Origin of the sequence: Morganella sp. GD04133 (assembly GCF_029835375.1) — a bacterium.
Lineage (GTDB): Bacteria > Pseudomonadota > Gammaproteobacteria > Enterobacterales > Enterobacteriaceae > Morganella > Morganella morganii_B.
Map to the genome: position 1 here is coordinate 1 of NZ_JAODZS010000096.1, position 1,070 is coordinate 1,070.

At 51.5% G+C, this 1,070-nt stretch carries 1 protein-coding gene; it reads right to left on the minus strand.

Annotated elements, in window-relative coordinates; translation table 11 throughout:
* Positions 1 to 2: 2 nt before the first annotated feature.
* Positions 3 to 1,070, minus strand: a 1,068-nt coding sequence (gene tuf / locus N7387_RS21240) for an elongation factor Tu (RefSeq protein ID WP_279800951.1), incomplete at its 5' end; no start/stop codon positions are given.

A 1,070-nucleotide genomic window follows, 5' to 3' on the forward strand; every position in this document is an offset into this window, starting at 1 on the left:
AATTAACCCATTACTTTCGCTACAACACCCGCGCCAACGGTACGACCGCCTTCACGGATTGCGAAACGCAGACCATCGTCCATCGCGATTGGGTGGATCAGGGTGACGATCATTTTGATGTTGTCGCCCGGCATTACCATTTCAACGCCTTCCGGCAGTTCGATCATACCTGTTACGTCTGTGGTACGGAAGTAGAACTGTGGACGGTAGCCTTTGAAGAATGGAGTATGACGACCACCTTCATCTTTGCTCAGAATATAAACTTCTGATTCAAATTTGGTGTGCGGCTTGATTGAACCTGGTTTAGCCAGAACCTGACCACGTTCGATTTCTTCACGCTTGGTACCACGCAGCAGAACACCGACGTTCTCACCTGCACGGCCTTCGTCCAGCAGTTTGCGGAACATTTCAACACCGGTACAGGTCGTTTTGATCGTGTCTTTGATACCCACGATTTCAACTTCTTCACCGACTTTAACGATACCGCGCTCAACACGACCGGTAACAACAGTACCACGGCCGGAGATTGAGAATACGTCTTCGATTGGCAGCAGGAACGGCTTGTCAATTGCACGCTCTGGCTCAGGGATGTAAGAATCCAGGAAGCCTGCCAGTTCAACGATTTTCGCTTCCCACTCTGCTTCGCCTTCCAGTGCTTTCAGCGCTGAACCGCGAACGATTGGGGTGTCGTCGCCAGGGAAATCGTACTGAGACAGAAGTTCACGAACTTCCATTTCAACCAGTTCCAGCAGCTCTTCATCATCAACCATGTCACATTTGTTCAGGAATACGATGATGTAAGGAACGCCAACCTGACGACCTAACAGGATGTGCTCACGGGTCTGTGGCATAGGGCCATCAGTTGCAGCAACAACCAGGATAGCGCCGTCCATCTGTGCAGCACCGGTGATCATGTTTTTAACGTAGTCGGCGTGCCCCGGGCAGTCAACGTGCGCGTAGTGGCGGGTCGGAGTATCGTACTCTACGTGAGAAGTAGAGATGGTGATACCACGTGCTTTTTCTTCAGGCGCGTTATCGATCTGGTCGAATGCACGAGCGTTACCGCCGTA